This window comes from Halarchaeum sp. CBA1220 (genome assembly GCF_003721175.2).
Taxonomy (GTDB): domain Archaea; phylum Halobacteriota; class Halobacteria; order Halobacteriales; family Halobacteriaceae; genus Halarchaeum; species Halarchaeum grantii.
The window spans coordinates 17,587-38,561 of record NZ_CP054709.1 but is presented as its reverse complement, the minus strand read 5'-3'; the positions used below and the strand labels follow the sequence as shown (position 1 = coordinate 38,561).

22 protein-coding genes are annotated in these 20,975 nt (G+C 70.1%); 15 read left to right on the top strand and 7 right to left on the bottom strand.

Translation table 11 applies throughout. From position 1 onward, the window contains the following. Window positions 1–53: 53 nt before the first annotated feature. Window positions 54–797: a helix-turn-helix domain-containing protein gene (locus EFA46_RS13505; protein ID WP_123079180.1), complete on the bottom strand. Its 744-nt coding sequence runs from the start codon at window positions 795–797 to the stop codon at window positions 54–56. 207 nt (window positions 798–1,004) lie between these two features. On the opposite strand from EFA46_RS13505, the gene EFA46_RS13500 reads away from it, so the two are divergent. The 3 genes from EFA46_RS13500 (at window position 1,005) to EFA46_RS13490 (ending at window position 3,326) form a co-directional block, all read left to right on the top strand. Further along, window positions 1,005–1,739, top strand: a complete 735-nt coding sequence (locus EFA46_RS13500; protein ID WP_123079178.1) for a type I 3-dehydroquinate dehydratase — start codon at window positions 1,005–1,007, stop codon at window positions 1,737–1,739. 100 nt (window positions 1,740–1,839) lie between these two features. After that, window positions 1,840–2,367, top strand: a complete 528-nt coding sequence (locus EFA46_RS13495) for an amino acid-binding protein (protein WP_123079176.1) — start codon at window positions 1,840–1,842, stop codon at window positions 2,365–2,367. After that, entirely contained in the window at window positions 2,364–3,326 is a 963-nt protein-coding gene (locus tag EFA46_RS13490) for a homoserine dehydrogenase (protein WP_176969899.1), read from the top strand. The genes EFA46_RS13495 and EFA46_RS13490 overlap by 4 nt, the downstream gene beginning before the upstream one ends. A gap of 114 nt (window positions 3,327–3,440) precedes the next feature. Here the strand turns inward: EFA46_RS13490 and EFA46_RS13485 are convergent, their stop codons facing one another. Together EFA46_RS13485 and btuC are read right to left on the bottom strand one after the other, a co-directional pair. Beyond that, window positions 3,441–4,703, bottom strand: coding sequence for a heme ABC transporter ATP-binding protein (locus tag EFA46_RS13485; RefSeq protein ID WP_176969898.1), 1,263 nt, complete (start codon window positions 4,701–4,703; stop codon window positions 3,441–3,443). Then, window positions 4,700–5,800 carry a vitamin B12 ABC transporter permease BtuC gene (gene btuC / locus EFA46_RS13480; protein ID WP_123079174.1) on the bottom strand — a complete coding sequence of 367 codons (1,101 nt, stop codon included), beginning with the start codon at window positions 5,798–5,800 and terminating at the stop codon, window positions 4,700–4,702. Before btuC ends, EFA46_RS13485 begins: the two co-directional genes overlap by 4 nt. Before the next feature lie 61 nt (window positions 5,801–5,861). Here btuC and EFA46_RS13475 point away from each other — a divergent pair, with 61 nt between their 5' ends. The 11 genes from EFA46_RS13475 to EFA46_RS13425 are packed head-to-tail and all read left to right on the top strand — an operon-like array spanning window position 5,862 to window position 16,015. After that, window positions 5,862–6,971, top strand: coding sequence for a PGF-CTERM-anchored ABC transporter substrate-binding protein (locus EFA46_RS13475; protein ID WP_123079172.1), 1,110 nt, complete (start codon window positions 5,862–5,864; stop codon window positions 6,969–6,971). A gap of 6 nt (window positions 6,972–6,977) precedes the next feature. Further along, a complete protein-coding gene (locus EFA46_RS13470; protein WP_123079170.1) occupies window positions 6,978–7,604 on the top strand; it encodes an HAD family hydrolase in 627 nt (208 codons plus the stop codon). Beyond that, entirely contained in the window at window positions 7,601–8,497 is an 897-nt protein-coding gene (cbiB, locus tag EFA46_RS13465) for an adenosylcobinamide-phosphate synthase CbiB (RefSeq protein ID WP_370529300.1), read from the top strand. The genes EFA46_RS13470 and cbiB overlap by 4 nt, the downstream gene beginning before the upstream one ends. Continuing rightward, window positions 8,488–9,237, top strand: coding sequence for an adenosylcobinamide-GDP ribazoletransferase (gene cobS / locus EFA46_RS13460; protein ID WP_123079166.1), 750 nt, complete (start codon window positions 8,488–8,490; stop codon window positions 9,235–9,237). The genes cbiB and cobS overlap by 10 nt, the downstream gene beginning before the upstream one ends. Then, the gene (locus EFA46_RS13455) at window positions 9,237–9,794 is read left to right on the top strand and encodes an NTP transferase domain-containing protein (RefSeq protein WP_123079164.1); all 558 of its coding nucleotides are present in this window, start codon (window positions 9,237–9,239) and stop codon (window positions 9,792–9,794) included. Before cobS ends, EFA46_RS13455 begins: the two co-directional genes overlap by 1 nt. After that, window positions 9,791–10,804: a nicotinate-nucleotide--dimethylbenzimidazole phosphoribosyltransferase gene (locus EFA46_RS13450; protein ID WP_123079162.1), complete on the top strand. Its 1,014-nt coding sequence runs from the start codon at window positions 9,791–9,793 to the stop codon at window positions 10,802–10,804. Before EFA46_RS13455 ends, EFA46_RS13450 begins: the two co-directional genes overlap by 4 nt. After that, on the top strand, window positions 10,794–11,801 hold the full coding sequence (gene cobD, locus EFA46_RS13445; protein WP_123079317.1) for a threonine-phosphate decarboxylase CobD: 1,008 nt from the start codon (window positions 10,794–10,796) through the stop codon (window positions 11,799–11,801). Before EFA46_RS13450 ends, cobD begins: the two co-directional genes overlap by 11 nt. Continuing rightward, window positions 11,794–12,492: an adenosylcobinamide amidohydrolase gene (locus tag EFA46_RS13440; RefSeq protein WP_123079160.1), complete on the top strand. Its 699-nt coding sequence runs from the start codon at window positions 11,794–11,796 to the stop codon at window positions 12,490–12,492. Before cobD ends, EFA46_RS13440 begins: the two co-directional genes overlap by 8 nt. Next, the gene (locus tag EFA46_RS13435; protein WP_123079158.1) at window positions 12,489–13,817 is read left to right on the top strand and encodes a cobyrinic acid a,c-diamide synthase; all 1,329 of its coding nucleotides are present in this window, start codon (window positions 12,489–12,491) and stop codon (window positions 13,815–13,817) included. Before EFA46_RS13440 ends, EFA46_RS13435 begins: the two co-directional genes overlap by 4 nt. Then, a complete protein-coding gene (locus EFA46_RS13430) occupies window positions 13,814–14,527 on the top strand; it encodes a cob(I)yrinic acid a,c-diamide adenosyltransferase (RefSeq protein ID WP_123079156.1) in 714 nt (237 codons plus the stop codon). Before EFA46_RS13435 ends, EFA46_RS13430 begins: the two co-directional genes overlap by 4 nt. Continuing rightward, window positions 14,528–16,015 (top strand): cobyric acid synthase, encoded by a 1,488-nt coding sequence (locus tag EFA46_RS13425; protein ID WP_123079154.1) that lies wholly within the window; start codon window positions 14,528–14,530, stop codon window positions 16,013–16,015. 54 nt (window positions 16,016–16,069) lie between these two features. Here EFA46_RS13425 and EFA46_RS13420 read toward each other — a convergent pair whose 3' ends face one another. Next, window positions 16,070–16,924 (bottom strand): CBS domain-containing protein, encoded by an 855-nt coding sequence (locus EFA46_RS13420; RefSeq protein WP_123079152.1) that lies wholly within the window; start codon window positions 16,922–16,924, stop codon window positions 16,070–16,072. Window positions 16,925–17,028: 104 nt separating this feature from the next. Between EFA46_RS13420 and EFA46_RS13415 the strand changes: the two genes are divergently transcribed. Then, on the top strand, window positions 17,029–17,385 hold the full coding sequence (locus EFA46_RS13415; protein ID WP_123079150.1) for a hypothetical protein: 357 nt from the start codon (window positions 17,029–17,031) through the stop codon (window positions 17,383–17,385). A 119-nt stretch (window positions 17,386–17,504) separates the two neighbouring features. Here EFA46_RS13415 and EFA46_RS13410 read toward each other — a convergent pair whose 3' ends face one another. The 3 genes from EFA46_RS13410 to EFA46_RS13400 all read right to left on the bottom strand — a co-directional run bounded on the left by EFA46_RS13410 (window position 17,505) and on the right by EFA46_RS13400 (window position 20,950). Continuing rightward, entirely contained in the window at window positions 17,505–18,224 is a 720-nt protein-coding gene (locus EFA46_RS13410; RefSeq protein ID WP_123079148.1) for a cyclase family protein, read from the bottom strand. A gap of 124 nt (window positions 18,225–18,348) precedes the next feature. Next, window positions 18,349–19,254 carry an ABC transporter permease gene (locus EFA46_RS13405; RefSeq protein ID WP_123079315.1) on the bottom strand — a complete coding sequence of 302 codons (906 nt, stop codon included), beginning with the start codon at window positions 19,252–19,254 and terminating at the stop codon, window positions 18,349–18,351. A 103-nt stretch (window positions 19,255–19,357) separates the two neighbouring features. After that, window positions 19,358–20,950, bottom strand: a complete 1,593-nt coding sequence (locus EFA46_RS13400) for a sugar ABC transporter ATP-binding protein (RefSeq protein ID WP_123079146.1) — start codon at window positions 20,948–20,950, stop codon at window positions 19,358–19,360. Window positions 20,951–20,975: the final 25 nt, after the last annotated feature.

Here is a 20,975-nt window from a genome sequence, read left to right as displayed (position 1 = left end):
CTCTTTAAGTCAGATTAGGGTATCCTAAACTATTGTTGCATGAGGGAACGCCATTACCGCGAAGAGAACACGAGTCCAAGTAGTGTCTCCTCTGCCGCGCGGATCCGCTCACTAAACGTCGACTGCTGGATACCGAGTGCCGCCGCGACTTCTTGAGCCGACGACTCACGGGGAACCGTGAAGTAGCCCATCGTGTATGCCGTCTCGAGCGCGTCGATCTGGTCGGCACTCAGCTTCGAGACGACGACATCCGTGAGCCGTCCGCTGTCCAGCGGCTCTCCGGGGCGGTCCGTCTCGTTCACCTTCACGAGGTCGAACGTTCCGAACTTCAACTCGATGTCGTCGGCCAACTCCCGAAAAGAGTCCCACTCGCTCACCGTCACGATCATCGACACCGTTCCATCGTGCACGGTCAGCCGGTTCGGAATCGCGTGATGCCGCAACGCGACCTCGAGCACGTACGGATACGGTTCCTGCACGAATGCGACCACGCGCGTCACGTCGGTCCCGGCCGACCCCGACGGAACCGCCTGCGTGTGAAACACGGAGACACCGGAGATGTCCTCGAACCACGCCGCTAGATCGGTGTCCACCGTCGTCGCGATCGTAAACGACTCCAGCCACTGCCCGTCCTCGACGTAGAAGGCATTGTCAACCTCGACGCTCCCATCAGCACCGATCCGAGTCGAAATCTCTGCAAGGACGCCCGTGGGATCGGTTTCGAATTCGAGTGTAAGGATACGAACTCCCTCTACTGAGTGAAGTAACGAGCGTGGTAAAACGATTACTAGTCGCATTCCTCAGGTTTCCGACGGCGGCCGATTGACCGACTAGTGATTCTACAGTCTCGTCGTCACCGTCCGGAAGTCGGCGCGATACTAGTAACACGCGACGTTCCACATACAGTACCCCGGTTGCGGCCCCCGAGCGGCGACGCAGCGCGTCTGTGCACCTCTTTCCGGATTCTGGGAAGGTTTATACCTGAGGGGGTGCTACGGCGTGCCATGAAACTGGATGGGTTCGCTCTCGCTGCAACAACGAACGACCTCGACCGCGAGGTCGACGCGCGCGGCGTCGCGGACGTGGTCGAGTTCCGGATGGACAGCGCCGAGGACCCCATCGGCCAACTGTCCGACTACGAGGGCGACCTCCCGATCATCGCGACGAACCGCACGAAGTGGTTCGGTGGCGAGGCGAACGACACGGGCCGCCTCGACCGGCTCTCGGCGGCCTCCCGGTTCGACGCCGTCGAGCTCGTCGACATCGAACTGGAGACGGCCCGGGGGATGGGCTGGATCCTCGACGAGTTCCGACAGAACGACGTCGACATCATCATCTCCCACCACGACTTCGACGACACGCCCGAGCAGGACGTTCTCGACGCCATCATCGAGCAGTGCGCGCAGTACGGTGACGTCGCGAAGGTCGCGACGTACCCCCAGAATCACGACGACGTGCTCCGGCTCCTGAAGGCCATCAACACGGCCTCGAACGACGGGATCGACGTCGCGGGAATCGCGATGGGCGGGCTGGGGAGCCACAGCCGCGTCGTCGGCCCGCTCTACGGCTCGACGCTCGGGTACGCCCCGCTCGCGGAGGACACGAGCGAGTACGCCCCGGGCCAGATCCCGGTGCGAAAGCTGGCCGCGCTCATCGAGGCGCTCCAGGTCGCGAGCGAGGACGTCACGGAGATGGACTCGCTGGCGGCGAAACTCGCCGAACAACAGACCCACGCCTAAGCCCCGGCCGGCGCCGTCCTGCGGACACCGAGACTCTTAAGCCCAGCCCTACTTATGAGTGCACAATGAGTGAGACGCCTCCGGCACAGGGTGAGCGCCGATGAGTGAGACGCACGAGCCGAACACGTACACGATCCGACTCGAGTTGGTCGACGAACCCGGCGAACTCCTCCGCGCGCTCCGGCCCATCGGCGAGAAGGGCGGGAACCTCCTCTCTATCTTCCACGAGCGCGGCGACAAGACCCCGCGCGGCCACATCCCCGTCGAGGTCGACCTCGAAGCCACGCCCGAGCGCTACGAGGCGATCGTCGACGAACTCCGATCCGAGGGGATCAACGTCATTCAAGCCGGCACGGAGCGCTACAGCGAGTCCCTCACCGTCCTCCTCTCCGGGGACTTGGTCGATACCGGGCTCTCGGATACGCTCACGCGGATCCGCGAGAACACGAACATCACCATCTCCGACTTCGAACTCTCCGCGCCACAGGGATCGAGCGACATCTCCAGCGGTCGCCTCCGCCTCGGAATCGAGGAGGGGGAGACCGAGCGCACGCTCTCGGTGCTCCGGGAGATCGCGGACGAGAAGGACCTCCAGGTCATCGAGCCGCTCTACGAGGGTGGCGTATGAGGCTCGCGGTCATCGGCACCGGCGCCGTCGGTGCCTCGGTCGCGGAACTGGCCGGCGAGTACGGCCACACCGTCACCGCGCTGGCGGATTCGCGCAGCGCGCTCACGGACGCCGACGGAATCGACGTCGAGGCCGCGCTCGCCCGCAAGCGCGAGGGGGGGCGCGTCGGGGGCGGTGACCCGGCGGACGCGCTCGACGCGGCGTACGACTGTCTCGTGGAGGCGACGCCGACGACGCTCGGCGACGCGCAACCCGGGTACGACCACGTCCGTGCCGCCTTCGAGCGCGACCGAGACGTCGTCCTCGCGAACAAGGGCCCGGTCGCGGAGCGCTACGCGGACGTCCGGGAACTGGAGCGCGAGAGCGAGGGGCGCCTCCGTTTCGAGGCGACGGTCGGCGGTGCGATGCCGGTCCTCTCGACGATCGAGGACTGTGGCCCCGAGCACGTGACCGGCATCCGGGGCGTGCTGAACGGGACGGCGAACTTCGTGCTCTCGCGGATGGCCGTCGAGGGCCTCGGCTACGAGCACGTGCTCGCGGAGGCTCAGGACCTCGGGGTCGCGGAAGCCGACCCGTCCTTCGACGTCGAGGGGACGGACGCGGCGCTCAAGTGCGTCATCGTCGCGAACGTGCTCGCGCAGGGCGAGCGCGAGTACACGCTCGCGGACGCGGACGTGGAGGGAATCGCCGACATCCCGACGAGCGCGCTCCGGTTGGCGAGCGAGGACGGCCGGACGGTGCGCCTCATCGGCGAAGTCGTGGACGGGTCGGTGCGCGTCGGCCCCCGCATCGTCCCGAGCACCTCCTCGCTCGCAGTCTCGGGCACCGAGAACATCGTCCAGATCGAGACGGCGAACGCCGGCCGACTGAACGTCTCGGGGCGCGGCGCCGGCGGTCCGGAAACCGCCTCCGCAGTGCTCGCGGACGTCGGTCGCCTTGAGTCGGGCACGCGCGACTGACTGGGCACCCGGCCCGACTGGGGCCGACGATGCCCCTACTGTGCTTGTGCGTCCGCCGTTCGCTCTCTCGGTCTGGTTTTCTCCCCGGCAGACCATCGAATCGGTCCCATCCCGTCAGTCGTCGGCCGTCGGCCGCTGGTGAGGTGCCGGGCCGTCGAGGACGTCCGCAACCGCGTCGAGTGCGTCTTCGGGTGTGACGACGCGCCCGCGAGTGCGGAGGCGCTCGTAGCTCTCCCGGGCGCCGTCGGTGATGCGTTCGTCGGGCGGGCGGCCCTCGACGACGACGAGTGCGTCCGCGCGGGCGGCGGCGTCGAGGTTCCGGCGGTTCCCGTCGCTGACGTCGAGGTCGGTGACGACCGTGACGTCCGCCTCGGACACGTGGGTCGCGACTCGCTCGGCGGTCGCGGCGTCCACTGCGGTGTACGGTGGGACGGTGACGGCCGGGACGTCGAGCGCGCGCGCGGTCTCGTGGTCGGCGTCGCCCTCGGGGAGCGCGCCGATGCTGACGTCGTAGCCGGCCACGGTGAGCGCGTAGAGGAGGCGGCCGGCGCTACCGCCGTCGCCGACGACGTGCACGCGGCCCTCGGCGTCGCCCGCGTCGGGCAGCGCGGTGACGGTGGGGGTCCCGGTAACGGTGTCGTCGGTGACGGCGGCGTTCGCGTCGAAGGACGCCGCGAGCTGCGGCGCGGTGAGCACCTCTTCGGGGGGGCCGTAATCGAGAACGCCGCCGTCGGAGAGGAGGAGGAGGTCGTCGCAGTAGCGCGCCGCGAGGTCGAGGTCGTGGATGGCGGCGACGGCGGTCTTGCCGCCCTCGACGAGTTCGCGGACGAGTTCGAGCGTGTGTATCTGGTGGTCGATGTCGAGGCTCGCGGTGGGTTCGTCGAGGAGGAGGACGGGCGTCTCCTGAGCGAGCGCGCGCGCGAGGAGGACGCGCTGGCGCTCCCCGCCGCTCACGGAGTCGATGGAGCGCTCGGCGAACTGCGTGACCGACGTGCGCTCCATGGCGGCGTCGACGGCGCGGCGGTCGGCGTCGTCCGTCTCTTTGAACATCGAGTGGTACGGCATCCGCCCCATCGCGACGACGTCACGGACGGTGAAGTCGAAGGCGACGGTGGTGTTCTGGGGGACGACGGCGACGCGACGGCCGACGTCGCGTGCGGACGCGCGCTGGACATCGAGGTCGGCGACGCGGACGCGGCCGGCGGTCGGCGCGAGCGTCCCGGCGAGCGTGCGGAGGAGCGTGGTCTTCCCCGCGCCGTTCGGCCCGATGAGGCCGACGAACCGCCCGCGTTCGACGGTCGCGTCGACGCCGTCGATGACGGTGAGGTCGCCACGGTCGACGCGCAGGTCCTCGACGTCGATTCGGACGTCGGTCATAGCTCCGCCACCTCGCGCTTGCGGAGGAGGTAGAGGAAGAAGGGCGCGCCGACGAAGGCGGTGACGATGCCGACGGGGAGCTGGGCGGGGCCGGAGCGCGCGACGGTGTCGGCGGCAACGAGGAAGGACGCGCCGGCGAGCGCGCTCGTCGGGAGGAGGATGCGGTGGTCGGGACCGACGAGCAGGCGCATGACGTGCGGGACGACGAGGCCGACGAAGCCGATGACGCCCGAGACCGCGACGGCGATGGCGGTGACGAGGGCGGAGACGGCGAGGAGGATGCGTTTCGTGCGCTCGACTTCGATGCCGAGCGTCTTCGCGTCGTGTTCGCCGAGGAGGAGGACGTTGAGGTGGCGGCGATAGCCGAGGAGGACGCCGAAGAGGAGCGGGAGCGTGAGGGCGGTGGCGGTGACGTCGCCCCAGCTCGCGTTCTGGAGGTGACCCATCAGCCAGTACATCGCGGCACGGAGTTCGTTCCCGCTCTGGACGAGCATGTACGAGATGACGGCGCCGAGGAAGGTCTCGACGGCGACGCCGGCGAGGAGGAGGGTGGTGACGGGGGTGCGTCCGCCGCGCGTGCCGAGGGCGTAGATGCCGAACGCGGCGAGGAGACCGCCGAGGAACGCGGCGCCGTGGATGCCGAGGCCGAAGGGGAAGCTGACGCCGACGGTGATGACGGTGACGGCGCCGACGGCGGCGCCGGAGGAGACGCCGATGATGGAGGGGTCAGCCATCGGGTTCCGGAAGAAGCCCTGCATGACGGTGCCGGCGAGGGCGAGCGCGAAGCCGACGAGCGACGCGAGGGCGATCCTCGGGAGGCGGATCGTCATGACGATGATGCGGCTCGTCTCCGGCGTCCGGAAGTCGAAGAGGTGGGTGGTGCCGACTGAGACTGTCGGGAGGCCGACGCCCGTCGACCCGAGGGCGCTGGTGTGGACGGAGAGCGACGTCGGGACGACGAGGGCGTTGAGGCAGACGCGCGCGACCGTGAGCGCGGGGATGGAGACGGTCCCGATGCCGGCGCTCACGAGCACCGTCACGACGAGGAGCGCCGTGAGGCCGAACGTCCAGCTACCGACTTTGAGCCCCGGTCGCATCGGAACTAAACTCTACTTTCGATAGCTAAATATTTATTGTAATATCGTCTTGGGTGGGACGATGCGACACCGACTCTCAGCTATCCTCGCGGTCTTCCTGCTGCTCTCGGCGGGGGCCGCACCCGCAGCAGCGGCGACTGGGTCCACGCACGCCCAGTCGAGCGCCAGCCAGATCGACTCGCCGACGTGTAGCTTCCCGGTCACCGTCACCGACGCGACCGGCGAGAACGTGACCGTCACCGAGACACCCGAACGCGTCGTCACGCTCAGCCCGAGCGCCGCGCAGACGATGTGGGAGATCGGCGCGCGCGACCAGGTCGTCGGCGTCACGCAGTACGCGCACTACCTCGACGGCGCGAGCAGCCGGGCGAACGTCTCCGGCACCGGCGACGCCTACATCGACCGCGAGAAGGTCGTCTCCCTCGAACCCGACCTCGTCCTCGCCCCGGACACCATCTCGAGCGAGACGGTCGCGAAACTCCGAGCGGCGAACCTGACCGTCTACCACTACCCGCCCGCTGACTCCATCGCGACCATCGAGGAACAGACGCACGTGACCGGCGCGCTCGTCGGTGCGTGTGACGGCGCGAACGAGACGGTCACCGAGATGGAGTCGAAACTCGACACCGTCCGCACCGCCGTCGAGGGTGAGGAGCGCCCGCGCGCCATCTACACCTTCTTCGGGTACACGGCCGGCAACAACACCTTCATCGACACGATCATCGAGACCGCCGGCGGAACGAACGTCGCCGCCGAGGCCGGCATCGACGGCTACGCACAGATAAACGAGGAGACCATTGTCGAGCGGAACCCGGAGTGGATCATCCGGAACAGCCAGGACCCGACCGTCCCGGAGACCGCCGCGTACAACAGCACTGACGCGGTGAAGAACGGGAACGTCATCGTCCTCAACTACAACTACCTGAACCAGCCCGCGCCGCGCGTCGTCCAGCCGATCACGCAACTCGCGCAGGCGATGCACCCCGAGGCGTTCGCCGCCGCGAACGCCACCACGACCACGGCCGAACCGAGCGCGACGACCACGCAGGCGAACGCCACCACCACGACCGCGACCGAGACGACGAGCGGTGGCTCGCCCGGCTTCGGCGTCATCGCGGCGCTCGTCGGCGCTCTCGCCGCGCTCGCGACGGCGACCCGCCGCCTCGACTGATAGCGAATGCACGTCTCGTTCGACCTCTTCGGCACGCTCGTCGACGCCGCTCCCCCCGAGGACCCGGCCGCCGCCGTCGCCGACGAACTCGCCGCACGCGGCGTTCGCGTGCCGGAGTCGTGGGACGAGGCGTACCGCGAACCCCACGTCTCGCTCGACGCGGGACGCGAACAGCCACTGCCGGAGCACGTGCTCGCCGCGCTCCACAGTCGCGGCGTCACGCCCCCCCGCGACGTCGTCGAGGCGGCGGTCACGGACGCGTTCGACGGCGACGTGGCGACGCGGCCGGGCGCGTGTGCCGCCGTCGAGGCGGCCGCCACCGCCGGCCGCGTCGGCGTGCTCTCGAACTGTAGCGTCCCCGGCCTCGTTGAGCGCACGCTCGCCGCGTCCGACCTCCCGGCGGACCGGTTCGACGCGGTCGTCGCGAGCGTCGACTGCGGCTGGCGCAAACCCGACCGGCGCGCCTTCCGCGCGGTCGCCGACGCGCTCGCCACCGACGTCGCGGCGCTCGTCCACGTCGGCGACGACCCGGCGACCGACGGCGGCCTCGACGCGCTCGGCGGCACCGCCGTCCTCCTCGAAGACACCCCGCTCGCGGCGCTCCCCGACCGACTGGAGGACGCGTCGTGGTGAGCGCGCTCGCGGCGCTCGCGCTCGCGGTCGCCCTCGACGCGCTCGTCGCCGAGCCGCCGCGACGCGTCCACCCGGTCGCGCTCTACGGCCGCGTCGTCGACGCGCTCGACCGCGAGTGGCCGCGACCGCGCGTCGTCGGCACCCTCGTCGCGCTCGGCCTCCCGTTGGTCGCCGCCGCACTCGCCGCCGCGAGCGTCGTCGGCGCGCTCCGCGCTCACCCGGTCATCGGGGTCGCCGTCGCCGGCCTCTGGCTGTTCTCGGCGACGAGCCGACGGATGCTCGTCGACCTCGCTGGGGACGTCGTCGCTCGCATCGACGCGGCGGACGACGCACCGCCGTCGGGCATTCGCGGGCTCGTCGGGCGCGACACGACCGCCCTCAACGACGGCGAACTCCGGAGCGCCGCCGTGGAGAGCGCCGCCGAGAACCTTGCCGACGGCCTCGTCGCGCCGCTCCTCGCGTTCGCCGTCGGCGCACAGTTCACGCTCGCGCTCGGCGTCGCGGCCGCCGTCTGGGTGAAGGCCGTGAACACGCACGACTCCGTCCTCGGCTACCCGTCGAAGCCCCACGGAACCGCGAGCGCGCGACTCGACGACCTCGTCATGTGGGTTCCGGCGCGCGTCAGCGCCGCGTTCGTCGCGCTCGCCGCAGTCGACGGTCGCGCGCTCTTGCGAGCGCGAGCGTGGGCACGCGCCCCGCCGTCGCCGAACTCCGGATGGCCGATGGCGGCGCTCGCCGCCGCGCTCGACGTCCGCCTCGAGAAACCCGGCGTCTACACGCTTAACCCGGGCGCCCGCCTCCCGACGACCGACGACGCGGAGCGCGGCGTCCGCATCGTGAACCGCGCGGGCGTGCTCGCCGTCGGCGCAACCGGGGTGGTCGCGTGGCTCTAAGTGCCGTCCGTGGCGCGCTCGGCTTCCTCACGCGCCTCCCGGTCGGCCACCGCGAGCGGGACTGGAACGCCTTCCGCGCGTCGCCGGCCGCCTTCCCGCTCGCCGCCTACCCCGTCGGCCTCGTCCTCGTGGTGCCGTTCCTCCTCGGCCTCGACGCCGACCTGACCGGGTTCGCCTTCCTGCTCGGCATCTACGCCGTCACGGGCGTCGCGCACGCCGACGCCGTCGCCGACCTCGGGGACGCCGCCGCCGTCCACGGCGACGCCACGCCCGAGCGCCGCCGCGACGTTCTCAAGGACTCCGCCGTCGGCGTCGGCGCGGTGCTCGCGCTCGCGCTCGTCCTCCTCGGCACGTGGGTCGCCGCCGCGACGCTCGCTGCGCTCCCGCTCCGCGCTGCCGCGCTCGCCCTCGCTGCCGAAGTCGGCGCGAAGCTCGCGATGGCGACCGTCGCCTGCCTCGGCGACGCGACCCACGACGGGCTCGGGGCGGCCGTCAGCGACTCCCTCTCCGCGCGCTCGCTCGTGCTCCCCCTCCTCGTCGCGCTCCCGGCCGCGCTCGTGACGTACCCGAACCCGGCCGCCGCCACCGCCCTCGGCGCGGCCCTGCTCGCCGCGCTCGGCGTGCTCGCGTGGTCGCGGCGGCGCCTCGGCGGCATCAACGGCGACGTCATCGGCGCGTCGAACGAATTCGCGCGCCTCGCCGCGCTCCTCGTGGGGGTGATCGCGTGGACGCACTGGTGATGTGCGGCGGCCGCGGCACCCGCCTCGAGACGGAGGCGGAGAAACCGCTCTTCCCCGTCGCGGGCCGGCCGATGGTCGACCGTGTGCTGGACGCGCTCGCGGCGAGCCGCATCGACTCGGTCACGGCGGCGGTTACCCCCGCGACCCCCGAGACCGCCGCACACCTCGACGCGCGCGGCCTCGACACCGTCGAGACGCCCGGTGCGGGCTACGTGAGCGACCTCGACGTCGCGCTCGATGCCGTCGAGACCCCGGCTCTCACCGTCGCCGCCGACCTCCCGCTCCTCGACGGCGCCGCCGTGAACCGCGTCCTCGCCCACGCCGCCGCCGGCTCTGTGACCGACGCCGTGCAGGTCTGCGTTCCGGCCGAACTGAAACGTCAACTCGGCGCGAGCGCCGACACGACCTACGAGCGCGACGGCCGCGAAGTCGCTCCGGCGGGCGTCAACGTCGTCGCCGACACCGACACCGAAACCATGTTCCTCAGTTACGACGTACGCTACGCAGTCAACGTGAACCACCTCGACGACGCCGTCCTCGCGGAGGCGTTGCTGTGACCGTCCTGCTCGTCGCCGGCACGACGGAGACGGCGACCATCGACGGCATCAGCGCCGCCGGCGCGAGCCCCGACCTGATGGCGCAGACGCCGGCTGCGGACGCCGAGCTCGTCGCCTACGGCCGTCCGGTCTTCGCGCCGTTCGTCCCCGTCAGCCCGGACGGCTGTCCGACGCCGGCGCTCGTGACCCGCGCCGTCCGCGAACTCGTCGGCTTCGACGTCGTCACGCTCGACGCGGGGCTGGCCGCGCGCACCGCCGCGCCCGCCGTCCGCCTCGGGAGCGAACCCGGCCGCGACGTCCGCGACCCCGAGCCGGTGGCGAACGCCGCCGCCCTGTTCGACGCCGCCGCCGAGTACGCGCGCGGCCACCCCGACGAGAGCCTCGTCGTCGGCGAAACCATACCCGGAGGGACGACGACGGCGCTCGGCGTCCTCCGCGCGCTCGGCGAGCAGTACGGCGTCTCCTCGTCGCTCCCCACGAACCCAATCGCCCTCAAGCGCGACGTCGTCGCGGACGCCCTCGATGCGAGCGGCCTCGAACCCGGCGCCCTCTCCGGCGATCCGGTTGCCGCCGTCAGGCGGATGGGCGACCCGACGCTCGCCACCATCGCCGGCCTCGTGGAGGGCGCACTCGATGCGGGGAAGCGCGTCACCGTCGCGGGCGGGACGCAGATGCTCGCCGCCGCGACGCTCGTCCGCCATCGCGGCATCGACGACCCGTTCACGCTCGCCACCACCTCGTTCGTCGCCGCCGACGACGGCGTGGACGTCCGCGCGGCCGCCGACGACCTCGGCGTCGACCTCCGCGTCACCGACCCCGGCTTCGAGCACACCGACCACGCCGCCACCGAGCACTACCTCGCGGGCGTCGCGAAGGAGGGCGCGGGCATGGGCGGCGCGCTCGCCCTCGCCGACGACGCCGGCGTGTCGATGGCGGCCGTCCGCGACCGGCTCGTCGAGCGCTACGACGAACTGGTGGGCGACGAACGGGGTGACGCGGATGGAGCCTGACGCCGTCCGCCGCGTCGGGCGCGAACCCCACGGGAGCAGCGACGACCCCGACGTCGTGGACTTCAGCGCGAACACGAACCCCCGGGTTCCTCCGGGCGTTCGCGACGTCTACGCGGACGCGCTCGACGCCGCCCGCAGCTACCCCGTCGAGCCGCCGCGCGCGTACCGCGAGGCCGCCGCCGACTACGTCGATTGCGCGCCCGACGACGTCGTCGCGACGCCCGGCGGCCTCGCCGCCATTCGCCTCGCCGTCGAGGTGTCCGTCACGGCGGGCGACGACGTGCTCGTGCCCGCGCCGAGCTTCGCCGAGTACGCCCGCGAGGTCCGCTTGCAGGGCGCGGCCCCGGTCTTCGTCCCGCACGACGAACTGCTGGACGCCGATCCCGACGAGTACGCGCTCGCCGTCGTCTGCAACCCGAACAACCCGACCGGCGAGTGTTACGACGCCGACGCGCTCCGCGCGTTTGCGGACGCCTGCGCCGACGCGAGGACGCCGCTCCTCGTTGACGAGGCCTTCCTCGGGTTCACCGACCAGCCCTCGCTCGCCGGCCGCGACGGCGTCGTCGTCGCGCGCTCGCTCACCAAGCTCTTCGGCCTCCCGGGGCTTCGCGCCGGGTTCGCCGCCGCGACCGGCGACCAGTATGCCCGACTCGCCGCCGCGCGCCGCACGTGGAACGTCGGCGCGCCCGCGCTCGCCGTCGGCGCACACTGCATGCGGGACGAGGCGTTCGTCGCCGACACCCGGCGACGCGTCCGCGAGGAGCGCGCCCGACTCCGCGATGCGCTCTCCGAGCGCTTCGAAGTCGCACCGTCGGACGCGCCGTTCCTCCTCCTCGACGTCGGCTCTCACGGGGTTGAGGAAGTCGTCGCGACGGCGCGCGAACGCGGTGTCGCGGTGCGGGACGCGACGACGTTCCGGGGCCTCGACTCGCACGTCCGCGTCGCCGTCCGCACGCGCGAGGAGAACGACCGACTGCTGGAGGCCCTCGATGTTTGACGCCACCATCCGCGAGGGCGTCCTCCGCGTCGCCGCGTCGGGCGCGCGCTGGCTCTCGACCGGCTGGGACGGCGGCTACGTCGACGCCGACGCCGCCTACAACGTCTCCGTGCCCGAAGGCTGGTCGCGGACGGACCTCAGCGCGTACGCGGCCGAGCGCCGGGACGACGCGGGATTCGAGACGGCGGGTCCGACGCTCCTCACCGGCGTCGCGATGTCGCACGCTCGCGGCGCGCGAAGCGAGCGCGTGACGGCGTACGCGACCGCCGGCGTGTCGAACCCCGCCGCCCTTCCGATGGACGGCGAGCGCGATACTGAGGAACCCGAGACGCAGGAGCCGAGCGTCGGCACGGTGAACGTCGTGCTCGGGACAGCGCGCGCGCTCAACGACGCCGCGCTCGCGACGCTCCTCTCGGTCGCCGTGGAGGCGAAGACCGCGACGCTGCTCGCCGAGACCGGCTTCCCGGGGACGACGACGGACGCGGTCGTCGCGGGCACGAACGAGAGCGGCGAGCCGGCGACGTTCGCGGGAAGCGGGACCGAGGTGGGGGCGGCGGCGCGGGCGTGCGTCCGCGACGCCGTCCGGGCGAGCCTCCGCTCGCGCTACCCCGAGGGCGACTTCCCGGCGGCCGTCGCCGACGCCGACCACGGCGTCGTCACGACCCGGTCCGCCGAGGTGTTCCGCGCATGAATGGCATCGTCCTCGCGGGCACGGCGTCGGGCGTCGGGAAGACCGTGGCGACGCTCGCGGTCTGTCGTGCGCTCGAGCGCGCCGGCCACACGGTGCAGGCCGCGAAGGCCGGCCCGGACTTCATCGACCCGAGCCACCACGAAGCCGTCACCGGTCGGCCCTCCCGAACGCTCGACCCGTGGCTCGAAGGCCGGACGGGGATGCGACGGAACTACTACCGCGCAGAAGACGCTACAGCGACCGATTCGGGCGGCGCCCCGGACGTCTGCGTCGTCGAGGGCATGATGGGACTCTACGACGGGTCCGTGGCGAGCACCGCCGACGTCGCGGCGGCGCTCGACCTGCCCGTCGTCCTCGTCGTGGACGCGAGCGCGGGGATGCAGAGCGTCGCCGCGAGCGCGCTCGGCTTTCGTGAGTACGCCGCGCACGCCGACGCCGACGTCGACGTCGTTGGCGTGCTCGCACAGCGCGCGCACGGCGGCCGGCACGCCGACGGCATCCGCGACGCCCTCCCCGAGTCGCTCACGTACTACGGTCGGGTGCCGCCGCGCGACGACCTCGAGATCCCCGAGCGCCACCTCGGCCTCGAACGCGGGACGGAGTCGCCGCTCGGGGACGAAGCGCTCGACGCGGCCGCCGAGTCGATCCGCACACAGCGCCTCCTCGACGCCGCGCGCGCGCCGCCGCGTCCCGACCCCGAACCAGCGAGCACGCGCCGGGAGCGGACGGTCGCCGTCGCGCGAGACGCCGCCTTCTGCTTCGCGTACCCAGCCGTGCTGGAGCGCCTCCGCGAGCGCGCGCACGTCGCGACGTTCTCCCCGCTCGCCGGCGACGCCCTCCCGGACTGCGACGCCGTCTACCTCCCCGGTGGCTACCCCGAGCTGCACGCCGCCGACCTCGCCGACGCGCCCGCACTCGACGCCCTCGCCCGGCGCGCGAGCGACGGCCTCCCCGTCCTCGGGGAGTGCGGCGGCCTCATGGCGCTCTGTGAATCGCTCACCACCACGGACGGCGACACCTACGACATGGCGGGCGTACTCCCCGCCGACGTGCGGATGCACGAGCGCTATCAGGCGCTCGACCACGTCGCGCTCCGCGCACGCGACGACGGCCTGACGGCGGCCGACGGGGAGACACAGCACGGCCACGAGTACCACTACTCCTCGCTCTCGCCGGACGCCGACGCGCGATTCGCCTTCGACGTCGTTCGCGGCACCGGCATCGACGACGACCACGACGGACTCACCGAGCACGAGACCGTCGGCACGTACTGCCACCGCCACGCCGCGAGCGGTGCGTTCGACCGACTCACCGATTCCCTATGACCGACCACACCGACACCACCGACGACACGGACCGCACAGAAGCGACGGACAACCAGCTCGCCCAGACCCCCGGGAAGGGGCGGAACCCGACGCCGACCCGCATCGAGGCGGCCGAGCCCGAGGAGTTCGGGCTCGTGCAGGCCTGGTGGGGCGACGGGAAGGGGAAGACGACGGCCGCGATGGGGATGGGCTTTCGCGCCGCCGGCCACGGCTATCGCGTCCACATGCTCCAGTTCATGAAGGGCGGCGCCTCCAGCGTCGAGGACACCCGCGGCGAGTACAACGCCATCGACCAGTTCCCCGGCTTCTCCTACGAGAACACCGGCCACTACGGCTGGCACGGCCGTCTCGATGGATCGGACGACGACGAGCACACCGCGAAAGCGCGCGCGGGCCTCAAGCGCGCACGCGAACTCGTCGAGGCCGCCACCGACGTCGAGGGGGCGCTCGCACTCGACGCGCCCGCCGACGACGGCGTCCACATGCTCATCCTCGACGAGGCCCTCTACGCCGTCGATCAGGGGCTCCTCGAGGAGTCCGATATTCTGGGGCTCGTGGAGTCGAAGCCCGACGACCTCGAACTCGTGCTCACCGGGAGCCACACGAAGCCCGACTACCTCTACGAGCACGCCGACCTCGTGACGCAGGTGGCGAAGGAGAAACACCCCATCGACGCGGGCCAGCGCGCGCGAAAGGGCACCGAGTATTAGATGACGAAGACGCTGCTGGTCGCGGGGACGGCGAGCCACGTCGGGAAGAGCACCGTCGCTGCGGGCCTCTGTCGCCTCCTCGCGCGCCGCGGCGTCGCCGTCGCGCCCTACAAGGCCCAGAACATGAGCAACAACGCGCGCGTCGTCGCAACACCCTCAGGCGACCCCGGCGAGATCGGCGTCTCCCAGTACACGCAGGCGCGCGCCGCCGGCATCACGCCGACGACGGACGTCAACCCCGTCCTCCTGAAGCCGCGCGGCGACGCCGAGAGCCAACTCGTCGTCCAAGGCGAGGCCGTCGGCCACTACGACGCCGCCAACTACTACGAGGAGCACTGGCGGACCGCGCGCGACGCCGCCGTCGACTCCTACGAGCGCCTCGCCCGCGAGCACGACGTCGTCGTCGCCGAGGGCGCGGGCAGCATCGCCGAGATCAACCTCCACGACCGCGACCTCGCCAACGTCGAGACGGCGGCGTTCGCCGACGCCGACATCCTCCTCCTCGTCGACATCGAGCGCGGCGGCGCGTTCGCCAGCCTCTACGGCACCCTCGAACTCCTCCCCGATGACGTACGCGAGCGCGTCGTCGGCGCCGCCATCACGAAGTTCCGTGGCGACCCCGCGCTCCTCGACGCCGGCATCGACGAAATCGAGTCCCGAACCGGCGTCCCGATCCTCGGCGTCCTCCCCTACGACGACCCCGGTCTCCCCGCCGAGGACTCCGTCTCCCTCCCCTCCAGTGGGGACGCACGCACCGTCGGCGGCGACGACGGCGTCCCGGCCGACCGGGCCGTGACGGTCGCCGTCCCCCGCCTCCCCCACATCTCGAACTTCACCGACCTCGAACCGCTCGCCGCCGAACCCGGTGTTCGAGTCCGCTACGTCCCGCTCGACGGCGCGCTCACCGACGCCGACGCCGTCGTCGTCCCTGGCACGAAGAACACCGTCGACGACCTGCTCGCGCTCCGCGACGCGGGCTTCGACGACGCCCTCGCGGGATTCGACGGCCCCATCGTCGGCCTCTGCGGCGGCTACCAACTGCTCGGCGAACGCATCCGCGACGCCGGCATCGAGAGCGTCGACGACCACGACACCGTCCCCGGCCTCGGACTCCTCCCCGTCGAAACGCGGTTCCGCGGGGACAAACACCTCGAGCGGGTGACCGTGCCCGTCGACGGCGTCGTCCCCATCAGCGGCGCGAGCGGCACCGCTACCGGCTACGAGATCCACATGGGCCGGACGACTCCCGTCCGCGACGTCGCCCGCCCGCTCGGCGACTGGAGCGCCGCGACTGACGGCGTCCTCGGCACCTACCTCCACGGGCTCTTCGAGAACCGGGCCGTCCGCCGAGCGTTCCGCGACGACGTCTACGCCCACGCCGACACACAGCCCCCCGATTCGTCCGCCGACCCCGAGGCGTCGTTCGACCACGCCGCGACCCTCGTCGCCGAGAACCTCGACCTCACGCGACTCGACCTCCCCACGTGAGCGCGCAGACGCTCCCCGTCGCCTCTGTGCGACCGCTCCTCCTGATCGCCCGGCCTACGTCCCCGCGCCGGACTCGTCGAGTGGTCGGGAGGGGGACCCGGAGGGGTCCGGGTCGTAGCCAGCGTCCCGGAGGGACGCGAGTATCCGCGTGATGGTGTCGAGGACCTCGCGGAGGTTCTCGGTGGTGCGGCCGCTATTGAGGAAGTCGTCGCTGTCGGTGTTCTCGACGAGGAGGGTGGCGTGTGCGACGTCGTTGCGGAGTTCGGTGACGGCGTGGAGTCGTGAGTCGGCGGTGCCCTTTTTCGAGAAGCCACACGCCCGCCAGCAGGCCTCGACGTCGGTGACGATGGTCGCGAGCGTCGAGAACTGCGCGTAGTGAATCTCCGAGAGGGCGACGTTCGCCGCGCGCGCCTCCTCGTGGCGCTCCTCGATGGCGTCGAGTTCGCCGACGGTGACGGACGTCCGCTTCCAGTTGGGTGCTTCTGCGAGGACGAGCTCGCGGAGGTGTTCTTCGAGGTAGGTGATGCGGTCGAAGAGGTAGATGCGCGCGGGGGCGGTGTTGAGGTCGGCGCGAGTGAGGACGCCGCTGACGTGGTTGTGTCCACCGAGGAAGTAGGCGGTGTGTTCGGTGAGGGCGTCGAGGACGGCGGGGAAGGCGGCGTCGCCGCTGATCATGTGGGTGATCGTGAGCGGCGTGAGGGCGTCCTCGAGCGTGCCCGTGGCGTCGGCCGTCACGTCGTCCTCGTGGACGAAGCCGACGGGATCGCCGTCCCGATAGACCGGCGCGGCGTCGTAGCCGTTCTCGGCGAGCCACGTCGCGGCGTCGCTCGGAGCGGTGTCGGCCGGGAGATGCTCGACGGGGCTGGTGGCGAGTTCGCCCGCCGTACAGTCGTAGAGGTCGCGGGGCATAGTGCCTCGTCGTGGCCGGGCCACTCAATGGTGGGGATACCGTGTCGGTCCCGCCGACCCCACCGCAACGCTAATGCATATAGAGCATATATTTGTTCTTGATTATGTCCAAAGGACATTTCGGGCGGTCGGGCGGGAGCATCGACCACGGGGACGCGGCGATGCTGTTCCCGGTCGAGGAGCTCGACGGGACGGTGCTCCTGGGGCGGGACGCCGAACTCGCGCTCGGCGACGTCGAGAGCGAGCGCGTCATCGTCATCGCGCCGACGGGCTTCGGGAGCAGCCACTTCCTGATTAGCCGGCCGCTCACCGCGATTCCCGTCGCGGACCTCCCCGCCGAGGTTCGCTCGGCGCTCGACGACGCGCTCGACGCCCCCATCGACTCCTTCGCGGTCATCCAGATCGGGACGTGGACGACCGACAGCCCGAACCACTCGCTCGCCGAATACACGGACGCCTAGTCCAACCGATTCACGAGGCTCGAGAGGAGTTCGAACGGTTCCCTTTGTTTAATCTCGGCTGATACTGTTCGCTCGGTGGACCTGGGATTGCCACCTCGGTGGGGGTGACACCGTGCCGCTCACTCCACGATAGCGACCGCGCGGATGGGCGATCCCGAGCCGTCCTCGATCTTCAGCGGGAACGTCGCGAGGAGCGAGAACGGCGGGAGCGACCCGAGGTTCGTCAGGTTCTCGACGATGTATACCTCGTTTCCGAGAAGTTCGTAGTGCACCGGGAACGCCTCGGCATCCGAAACGTCGATAGCCGCGGTGTCACAGCCGACCATAGCGACGTCGGCGTCCGTGAGGTACGCGGCGGCCTCCTCCGAGAGGCCGGGCCACTCTTCCATGTAGTAGGTGCCGTCGGCGCCCGTGTCCCAGTGGCGATCCCAGCCGAACCGGAAAAGGACCCTGTCGCCCTCCGTTAGCTCACCGTGGTCCGCCTCCCACTCGCGGATCCGATCCGCAGGCACGGTCTCGTTCGGACCCACACCGGTGACGTCGATGGTCGCGGCGCGTCCCACGAGGCGATCGAGCGGGACCGAGGAGATGTCGTAGTGAGCGTCACCCTCGGCGATGAAGTGGAGTGGCGCGTCCACGTGCGTCCCCGTGTGCTCGCCGAGCGTGAGACGGTAGTGACACGCGACGTCACCCTCCTCGTAGGACTCGTAGCGGGTGTGTCCGTATCGCGCGTGGGTCGGGACGGTTGGAACACCCTCTTCGAGAGTGTGAGTCAGGTCGACGAGTTCGCCGTCAGCGAGTGCGCCGAGCGCCGACGAGAGTGCCGTGTCGTCGCTCATCGGCACCCACCTCCACGTCCCGCTGGTCGGTCCGGTGTCTGTACGCCGTCTGAGCTGTGGTTGGTCGTGGTCGGCATGAAAGGATGGATGGTGCGTGTTTCGACGACCCAGTGGGTCGTGATCGTTACTTGACGATGTCGATCTTATCGCGGTCCATCGACATCGCGACGGCGAAGATGACGACGAACCCGAGGATGATCTCCTGAACGAACGACTGGATGCTGAGGAGGTTCATCCCGTTCGTCAGCACGCCGATGACGAGAACGCCGAGGATGGTCCGGTGCGGACCGCCGACGCCACCTGTTAGCGCCGTCCCCCCCATCACGATAGCCGCGATAGACTGGAGCAACAGCCCCGACCCCATCCCGGGCGTTGCGGACGTGATACGAGCGCTCAGCAGGACGCCGGCGAGTCCGCAGAGGGTCCCGGAGAGGACGAACGCGCCGATCTTGTAGCGGTCGACCTTGACCCCGGAGAAGTCGGCAACCCGCTCGTTCTCACCGAGGGCGTACGTGTAGCGCCCGAACGTCGTCTTCCACGCGATGAGGGAGACGATGACGTAGGTGACGAGGCCCCAGATGACGAGGTTCGGGACCTGCGGGATGAGATATCCGATGGCGAGCTGCCGGATCGCCGGGGAGTTGAACGGGACCGAGTAGCCGCCGGTGATCAACAGAGCAGACCCCCCGAATATCGAGAGCGAGCCGAGCGTGACCAAGAAGGACGGAATCTTCGCCTTGGCGAACACGACGCCGTTGAGCAGGCCAACACCCGTTCCGACGAGAACCCCGATCGGAAGTGCGAGCATCCCGAGCTGGTAGTCGCTGACGAGCAACGCCATCGCGACACCGCTCAGGGAGACGATGGACGCCACCGAGAGGTCGATACTCTGCTGGAGGATCGGGAACGTACCGGCGAGTGCCACGAACAGCAGGATCATGCTGTTCATCAGGACGTTCCCGACGAGGTTATCGAAGGTCAGGAAGACCTCCGAGGTGGCGGTGAAAACCGCCATCAGGATCACCAACATCAGGAACGGACCGAGGTCGACGGCGATGTCGAGGGCCGACCGGTTTTCCGTGTACTCGTCGTACCATTCGCGAACGGGGTTCGATTGTGATTCTTGAGCCATATTAGATCATCTTCTGGATGAGTTCCGATTCGGTCGGCTTGTCGCCGGCCGGTGCATCGACGACGTCCACGACTTCCCCGTCCCGCATCACGACGATGCGGTTGCTCATCCCGATGAGCTCGGGGAGTTCGTCCGCGATGAAGACCATCGCCACGTCGTCCTCGGCGAGGTCGCGGAGGATGTCGTACACCTCCTCCTTCGCGCCCACGTCGATGCCACGCGTCACGTTGTCCATGACGAGCGTCGAGATGTTGCCCTGGAGGTTCTTCCCCAGTACGACCTTCTGCTGGTTCCCGCCGCTGAGCTGGACGAGAGGGGTCTCGATACTGGGTGTTTTGACGTTGAGCTGGTCGATGACGTCCTCGGCCATCTCGTCCTCCTTGCCGAAGTCGATGAGCCAGGGGACGGCGCCGAGTCCGGGTAGCTTGTCGGCGACGACGTCCGTTCCGAGGCTGGGCAGGGAGACGTTCACGCGAAGCGGCTGGTAGAGGAGCGTTCCCTCCGACTGGCGTTCCTTCGGGACGTACCCGACGCCGGCGTCGAACATCCGAGAAACCGAGCCGGGGTCGACGGACGACCCATTGACGGTGATCTCTCCCTCGTCGGCGTCGTCCACGCCGCTCAGCACTCGCCCCAGCGCGCTCTTCCCGCTCCCCATGACGCCACAGATACCGAGGATCTCGCCCTCGCGGACGTCGAAGGAGACGGAGTCGAAGCGGCCCTCCCGGCTGAGGTTCGAGACCGAGAAGACCGTCTCCGCGTCCGTGACGTCGCGCTGTCGGGGACTGCGGTAGTACTCTTCGGAGACTTCACGACCGACCATGCTCTGCTGGAGGTTGTCCTCGGTCGCGTCCTCGACCGGCAGGTGGTTGACGATTTTGCCGTCGCGGAGGACGTAGATGCGGTCGCTGATCTCGAGGACTTCGTCGAGTTCGTGCGAGACGAAGACGAACGATGCGTGATCGCGGAGCTCGTTGATGCGGTCGAACAGCAGGTCGCGGCCGTCCTCCTCGAGGCCCGCCGTCGGTTCGTCGAGCAGGATGACGGGGTGGTCGGTGTGGACGGTCTCGGTGAACGCCTTCGCGATGCTCAACATCTGCCGGTCGCTGAAGGAGTAGCCCGAGACACGCTTCGTCAGGTCGAGGTCGATCCCGAGGGTATCGAGAACTTCCGCCCCCTCGCGTTTGAGCGTGTCCGTGTCGAGGACGCCCGCGTTCGAGTAGTCCGGGAACTGCTCCAAGAACAGGTTCTCGTACCCCGTCAGGTTCGGGATGACGTTGTGTTCCTGGTGGACGATAGCGATTCCGTGGTGGGATGCCGCTCGTGGGTCCGAGATGTCGACTTCGCTCCCGTCGACGTAGATGCTGCCCGAGTCCTGCTGGTAGATCCCACTGAGGATGTTTAGGAGGGTGCTCTTTCCGGCGCCGTTCTCCCCGACGAGTCCGACGACTTCGCCGGTCTCGATTTCGAAGTTGACGTCGTCGAGGGCGACGACGTTCGTGAACTCCTTTCGGATGTCCGCGACGCGGAACCGCGGCGCTGCCTCGGAGTCACGCGCGTCACCTCGAGTACTCGGGTCGGTCCCGGTGCTCATAGACGACACCGTCGTTGTTCGAGCG